This window comes from Kitasatospora sp. NPDC053308, from assembly GCF_055585785.1.
On sequence record NZ_JBVJJY010000048.1, the window covers coordinates 1 to 6,390 of the forward strand.

The window sequence follows — 6,390 nt, forward strand, 5'->3', positions numbered from 1 at the left end:
GATCAAACGACCGAGGCCGGGGATGTCAACATATCTGGCGTTGACTTTTGGCACGCTGTTGAGTTCTCAAGGAACGGACGCTTCCTTCAGGCCGCTTTTCAGCAGGCCCTCCGGGCTTCGTTCTTTCGTGTTTCCAGCTTATCAGATGTTTTCCGCTCCGTTTCCGGGGCTTCCTTCATCCAACTCACTGCCGCCTTCCAGGGCTTGGCGCTCCGTCCGACGTTTCAAACAGTAGCCGACCCCCGCTCCGAAAAGCGAATCCAGCCGCAATCCGATAAAACGAACACGCCAATTCAGCACCGAGCCACGCAGCGCACAACGCGCACGCGACCCAGCACGGACCTGGGAAGTGGTGTTTCAAGGGATTGGCCGCCCCGGGACCGTCCGCGCCGATGCGTGTCCGGTGCTCCCTGCCGAGCGACTGAAGAACAGTACTCCTCCTCACCGTCGAAGAACAAACGCCCCGGTCAGGCTCGGGCGGCCGAGCGTGGCCGGGTGACGCGTTCGGCGACGGCCACGGTGGCTCGACGGGGCAGGAAGCGGGGGGCCACCGATCCGAGGCGGTTGAGGAAGCCGTCGACGACGGTCGGTCGTCCCTTCCGCAGGGCTGCCAGGGTGGTGGCGACGACCTGCTCGGGGCGGCGGCGGAGGCCCACCGCCGCCTCCTCGCCGGCGACCTCGAAGAAAGGGGTGTCGGTGGCGCCCGGGCAGATGGCCAGGGCCCGGACGTCAGTGCCGCGCAGTTCGTTCGCCAGTGCTTCGGTGAAGGAGAGCACGAACGCCTTGGTCGCCCCGTAGACGGCCATCCGGGGAATCGGCTGGAAGGCGGCGGTGCTGGCGACGTTGATCACCGCGCCGTGGCCGCGCTCGACCATGCCGGGCAGCAGGCGGGTGGTCAGGTCGGTGAGGGTGGAGCAGTTGAGGTGCACCTCGTCGGCGATCCGGGTCGGATCGCTGGTGGCGACGGCGCCGAAGGTCCCGAAGCCGGCGTTGTTGATCAGCACGTCGACCGTCACGCCCAGTTCGTCGACGCGACGCTGCAGTTCGGCGGCCGCCCCGGGGCGCGCGAGGTCGAGCGGGACGACGTGGACGGTGATGCCGTGCGCCGCCGTCAGCTCGTCCTGGAGGCTCTTCAGCTTGTCCTCGCTGCGGGCGACGACGACGAGGTGCGATCCGCGGGCCGCGAGTTCGCGGGCGAAGGCGGCCCCGATGCCGGTGGACGCTCCTGTGATCAGGGTGGTCTTGCGGACGAAGTCCATGGCTCCGGGTCTCCTTACGGCAATGGCACGGGTGGCGGGTGCGCCGCGGCCCAATGTAGTCACTGACAACAATGTAGTCAATGACTACATGCTCGTATGCTGATGCCCATGCGAACGGGCCAGTACCACCACGGAGACCTCCGCGCCGCGCTGCTGGAACGCGCCGAGCAGACCCTGCGCGAGCAGGGCGTCGACGCCCTGTCGCTGCGTGAGCTGGCCCGCTCGCTGGACGTGAGCCACGCGGCGCCGAGCCGCCACTTCAAGGACCGGCGCGCCCTCCTGGACGCACTCGCGCTCACCGGGATCCAGCGGCTCACCGCGGCGGCCCGGGGCGGTCTCGCCCGGAGCGGGGACGACTTCCGTGAGCGCGCGTTCGCCGTCGCCCGCGCCTACGTCGACTTCGCCACCGCGCACGGCGCGCTGCTGGCGCTGGCTTTCGCCCGCAAGCACGACCCCGCCGAGACGGACGAGCTGGAACGCGCCTGGCAGCCGCTGAAGGACGACCTCCATGCGTTGATCGCCCAGGGCCAGCAGCAGGGGCGGATCCGGGCCGGGGACGCGGAGCGGATCGGCGGGATCCTCTTCACCGCCGTGCACGGGGTGGCCACCCAGGCGGCGAGCGGCCTGCTGTCCGGCCCGGCCCTGGACCAGGTCTTCGAGGACCTCCTCGTCCACCTGCTCCGCGGCCTCGAACCGGGCGCCGACGACGAGCCGTTGGCCGCGCCCGTCGGACCGGCCTGCGGACCGGCCTGCTGAACGGGGGCTGACGGTGCGGACCGGCCCGCTGAACGGGGCTGACCGGGGTGCGGACCGGCCTGCTGACGCAGCCTCCCGTGTCCGGTCGTCCCCCCGTCGTCACCCGGCGCGGGGCGCGCCCTGGCGGGCGCGGGCGCCGCTACAGCGGGCTCAGGTGCGTTTGAAGAACTCCACCTCGGCCAGCGCCACGGCCCGGCCGGGGCCCGTTCCGGCCGCCTCGCGGACGGTGAGCTGCACCCGGACGACGTCGCTGATCCCGGTCGCCACGGTCTGCGGGCCCGGCTGGTCGTTGAGGGTGATCTGCTTCCGGTGCTGCTCGCCGTCCGAGGAGGTCACCTCCAGGGACAGGACCAGTGGACGGCCCTGCTGCTGGAACTGCTGCGGGTCGGCGGAGGCACCGGTGTGGATGATCAGGTCCACCAGCCGGAACGGGGTGCGGAAGTCGAAGGTGAGGGAGTCTCCGATCGCGGGCGCCGCCCAGTAGGTGTTGGAGATGCCGTCGTCGGACAGCGAGGCGGGGTGGCCCTCCAGCGCGGCGCTGGCGGAGGTCGTGCCGGGGGTGATCGGCGCGGTGCCGCGCACCTTGTCCAGCACGTCCTGGAAGACGTTCTTGCCGGCCGGGTACAGGAGGATCCCGGCGACCACCACGGCGAGCAGCACGAGCAGCGCGATGGTACGGCGCAGCGCGTTGCCCGATCCGCCCATCCGGACCCGCCGACGGAACGGCCAACGGGTGCGCCACCAGGGCAGCTTCGGCGGGGCGGCGGTGGCGGTGAGCGGTGCCGCGCAGCGTCGGCAGAACCGGCGCTCGGGCAGGTTCGGCGTGCCGCACCGGGGGCAGGGCGGGCCCTCCTGGACCTCCTCGGCGGGCGAGGCGCGGACGACGGGGCGTGGTGCGACGGGCTTCGCCGGTTGCACGGCCACCGGGTCGGCCTGCGGTCCGGACGCCGGGGCCGGTGCCGGGGCCGGTGCTGGGGCCGGTGCCGGGGCCGGTGCGGGGGCCGGAGCGGGGGCCGGTGCGGGGGTCTGCGATGGCACGGACGGCGTCGGGGCGGGGGCCGCGGGCCGCGCGGGAGCGGGGACGGGCCGTACACGGGTGGAGGAGGTGCCCCGGGGCTCCTCGGCGGGCGGGCCCGGCGCTTCCTGCGCGGGCGGGTTGGGCGGTTCCTCGGCGGGCGGGCCCGGCGGCGCGGTCTCCGGTGCGGGCGGCTGCTCCCGCCTGCGGGTCACCCGACGCGAGACGTTCCGCCAGGTGGATCCGGTGCGCGTGGTCGTGGGCTCGGCGGTCTCGGGCGCGGTCGTCGGGCCGGGTGCGGCGGTTGCGGCCCGTACGGCCGTCTCGGCCGGCGTGGCCGACCCGGGCGCGGAAGTCCCAGGCGCGGCTGACCCGGGCCCGGAAGTCCCAGGCGTGGCCGACCCGGGCGCGGAAGACCCAGACGTGGAAGACCCAGACGTGGAAGAGCCAGGCGCGGCAGACGCGGGCACGGCAGAAGCGTCAGGCCCGGAAGACCCGGGCGCGGCGGACGCGTCAGGCGGGGCTTGAGCAGACGCCGCCGGCTCAGCGGCCGTCGCCGGGGCGGCGGCGCTGCGCGACCACCCCAGGTAGGCACCGCAGTTGCCGCAGAAGTCGTCCCCCTCGCCGTTGACCGTTCCGCAGTCGGGGCACACCGGCATCCGTCAGCCCTCCGCTCGCCCGAGTGGGCCGGGCAGGATCTCCACCCGGCAGGTCAGATGGACCGGGCAGCCCGCCCGGACGACCGTCAGGACCTGGTCCTCGTCGAGCTCCCTGCCGTCCAGGGGCCAGACCCGGATCAGCAGCTCGCCGCCCGGGGCGGGCGGCAGGGGGGCGTCGGCGGCGGTGGACCAGGTGGCGCCGCCGCCGTCGAGGATCTCGGCTCCCGCGCCCAGCACCAGCCGCAGTCGCTCGGTGAGGCCGCGCCGGGTGCCGCGCCAGCGGTGGAGTTCCACCGCGCGTCCGACCACCGCGCGGCGCACCTCGGCGGGCCAGGCCGGGTCGGTCTCCACCGCGACCCAGGACGCCAGCCAGTCGAGGAAGTCGAGTGGCGCGAGGCGCGGTTGGAAGTAGGCGGGCAGGTTGTCCAGGGTGGCGAAGACCGGGGCGAGGACGGTGTCCAGGCCGGCGGTGAACCGCTGGGCGAAGTCGTCGTCGGCGAACAGCGCGGGCAGCAGTTCGCCGATCGGGTGCGCGCTGGGCAGGCCGGGGACGGCGGCGCGCGTCATGACGGCCCGCCCTCTCCGTCCGACGTCACCACGACCTGGTGCTGGTGGGAGAAGACCAGGGCGTCCGGCGGGACCTCGACCCGCTCGGCGGGCGCGCCCCGGCGCCCGGTGATCGGGTCGGCCGGGAAGAGCCGGAGTTCCTCGACCCCGGCGACGGCGGCCACCCGCTGGAGCACGGCGAACACCTCGCCGTACTGCACGGCCCGGCCGAACGGCCAGCCGGAACCGTCGGCGCCGCCGCGCAGCGGGTTGAGGTACCGGTAGAGCGCGGCGAGCACCTCCTCCCGGACCCGGTCGGGGTCGGGAGCCGCGGTGGTGAGCCGGGCGACCACCGTCACGCCCTGGTAGGCGGGCGGCTGGACGAGGATCCGGGTGCCGATCAGCCGTCGTTCGTCGAGGGCCTTCGCGACGGTGGCCAGCATCTGCTCGCCGGGGATGAGCTGCTCGAAGCGCAGCCGGTCGCCCTCGTCCGCGACGGCGTCCGGGACGACCAGCACCCGGACCGCGCCGGGGTCGGCGGCGCCGGCGGGCACGCAGCTGATCCGGGCGGCGGACGGTGCGGCCTGCCGGGCGATCAGCTCGAAGTCCCCGGCGGTGACGGCGCGTTCCTGCAGCCGCAGCTGGTGCGGGGCCCGGAGCTTGGCGTTCTCCACGGTCTCGCCGTCGACGCCGCCCCGGGCCGCCTCCCGGTTGTCCACCCGGGCGATGTACGGGACGGAGCTGCGCAGCACCGTGATCGTGCCGCGGGCGACGTTGCCGGCGGTGCCGCCGCCGGTGCGGTAGCGGGGGACGCGCAGCTGGGCGCCCTTGGGCGGCACGGCGCCGAAGGCGCGCAGGCTGCCGTCGGGTTCCCGGACGGCGGGCGGCAGGAGGAACTCGCCGGTGGTCGCGTCGAGCACCACGTGCCGGTCGGTCGGCGAGGAGTCGCCGAAGTGTTCGACGAGCGTCCAGGGCTGCCAGCCGTCGCCGGCCGCGACCTCGACCACCGGGGGCTCGCCGTCGAGCAGGACCGGTGGCCTGGCGAGCCGGAAGCGCTGGCCGGCGACGCCTTCGGAGGAGCCGAGCGGCGCGTCGGTGACGGTCTGGGCGTGGACGACGGTCGCGGTGCCGCCGACGGTGAACACCTCGGCCGAGCGGATGGTCGGGGACTCGGAGTAGAACGGCTGGCCGGGGCGCGGCTCGGTGACCCGGCAGCGCAGCCAGCCGGCCCGGCGGCCGGCCACCAACGACGCGGTGTGCCCGGCGGGCACGAACACCTCCACCTCGCCGGACCGGTTGAGGCCGCCGGTGGTGTCGCTGCCGGTCTCGCAGGCGATCCAGCGTGCGCCGTCCCACACCTCCCAGGCCAGGGGTGGCTGGCGCGGGTCGACACCGACGCCCTCGACCCGGCTGTCCAGCCGGACGATCAGGATGCAGCGCGGCACCACGGCCGGCAGGGCGAAGAGCACGGCGTCCCCGACCGCCGGGCGCGGCTGGAAGCAGGGCACGTCGGCGCCGTCGGCCAGCCGGGCGGTGACGTCGGACTGCTCCCCGGAGGCGTGCAGGGTGACCAGCCGCTCCAGCGAGCTGGGGACGATCGGGAGGTCCTCGACGGTGGAGAAGACCACCGCCTCGTCGGTCTCGGTGCGCAGCGTGGAGACCTCGGTGCCGGCCCGCAGCAGGACGGTCTCCGGCTGCGGGGCGGAGAGCCAGAAGTCGACCTCCGCGCGGGCGGCGGCCGGCGGGAACAGGCGGATGCCCAGCAGGTCGAGGAAGGCGGAGTAGTTCTTCTCCGGGACCCGGTTCAGCCGGTAGAGCAGCTGGTCGACCAGGTAGGCGAAGGTCTCGATGAGGGTGACGCCGGGGTCGGAGACGTTGTGGTCGGTCCACTCCGGCGCGCGCTGCTGGACGTACCGCTTGGCCTCGTCGACGAGTTGCTGGAAGCGGCGGTCGTCCAGGTTCGGGGAGGGCAGGGCCATCAGCTCGCGCCCCCGTTCGGGACGGCCGAGGAGCCGGGGAACGCGGAGGCGGGGACCGTGGCTCGGGGGACCGGGGGGGCGGGGGGGGGGGGGCTGGTGGGACCCCGCGCCTCGGCCCAGGAAGCCCGGGGGGTGTGGGAGGGGGGGAAAAAAGTGTTGTGGTTTTTTGTTTTGTG

5 protein-coding genes are annotated in these 6,390 nt (G+C 74.1%); 1 reads left to right on the plus strand and 4 read right to left on the minus strand.

Annotated features, from left to right (window positions below):
• Positions 1-467: 467 nt before the first annotated feature.
• On the minus strand, positions 468-1,259 hold the full coding sequence (locus ACZ6Y7_RS37810) for an SDR family NAD(P)-dependent oxidoreductase (protein WP_465762520.1): 792 nt from the start codon (positions 1,257-1,259) through the stop codon (positions 468-470).
• A gap of 108 nt (positions 1,260-1,367) precedes the next feature.
• On the opposite strand from ACZ6Y7_RS37810, the gene ACZ6Y7_RS37815 reads away from it, so the two are divergent.
• Positions 1,368-2,015 (plus strand): TetR/AcrR family transcriptional regulator, encoded by a 648-nt coding sequence (locus tag ACZ6Y7_RS37815; protein WP_465762521.1) that lies wholly within the window; start codon positions 1,368-1,370, stop codon positions 2,013-2,015.
• A 150-nt stretch (positions 2,016-2,165) separates the two neighbouring features.
• On the opposite strand, the gene ACZ6Y7_RS37820 is transcribed toward ACZ6Y7_RS37815, so the two are convergent.
• The 3 genes from ACZ6Y7_RS37820 to ACZ6Y7_RS37830 form a co-directional block, all read right to left on the minus strand.
• A complete protein-coding gene (locus tag ACZ6Y7_RS37820) occupies positions 2,166-2,939 on the minus strand; it encodes a zinc ribbon domain-containing protein (RefSeq protein WP_465762522.1) in 774 nt (257 codons plus the stop codon).
• 753 nt (positions 2,940-3,692) lie between these two features.
• Positions 3,693-4,256 carry a phage tail protein gene (locus tag ACZ6Y7_RS37825; RefSeq protein ID WP_465762523.1) on the minus strand — a complete coding sequence of 188 codons (564 nt, stop codon included), beginning with the start codon at positions 4,254-4,256 and terminating at the stop codon, positions 3,693-3,695.
• Positions 4,253-6,214 carry a putative baseplate assembly protein gene (locus ACZ6Y7_RS37830; protein ID WP_465762524.1) on the minus strand — a complete coding sequence of 654 codons (1,962 nt, stop codon included), beginning with the start codon at positions 6,212-6,214 and terminating at the stop codon, positions 4,253-4,255. Before ACZ6Y7_RS37830 ends, ACZ6Y7_RS37825 begins: the two co-directional genes overlap by 4 nt.
• Positions 6,215-6,390 lie beyond the last annotated feature (176 nt).